Origin of the sequence: Phytobacter massiliensis JC163, assembly GCF_000321045.1 — a bacterium.
GTDB lineage: Bacteria > Pseudomonadota > Gammaproteobacteria > Enterobacterales > Enterobacteriaceae > Phytobacter_A > Phytobacter_A massiliensis.
On record NZ_CAEO01000202.1, the window covers coordinates 1 to 381 of the forward strand.

The 381-nt window shown below is 43.6% G+C and carries 1 protein-coding gene; it reads right to left on the reverse strand.

What is annotated here, in order from left to right:
- Positions 1-48 precede the first annotated feature (48 nt).
- On the reverse strand, positions 49-246 hold the full coding sequence (locus ENTHG_RS25350; RefSeq protein WP_145973631.1) for a hypothetical protein: 198 nt from the start codon (positions 244-246) through the stop codon (positions 49-51).
- Positions 247-381: the final 135 nt, after the last annotated feature.

Consider the following 381-nt stretch of genomic DNA (forward strand, 5'->3'; position numbering starts at 1 on the left):
CGATTTTTCAACATCCCTTTTGTGTTTAAGTCTTCGAGGCAAATGACGTCATATTGGTGAATCAATTCCGTTGATAGCTTGTTTAAAAAATCTTCTCGCTGGAAACGCAACACGCTCACGCAAGCGAGCCACTTTACGACGTTGCTTTTGGTAGTTCATGCAGTCGCGTAAGTCACGACCTTCTTTCTTTGCTTGCTCGTAGCGACGTGATAACTTGCGCTGCTCTCGTTTAAGCTTCTGTTCCATCTTACCGTAAAGCGTTGGTTATCCACTTTACGTCCATTAGATAGAATCGCAAAATCAGTGATGCCTAGGTCTACGCCTACAGCTTCATTTGTTTAGGGAATGGTTTGAATTCTGGGACTTCACAGAGAATCGAAC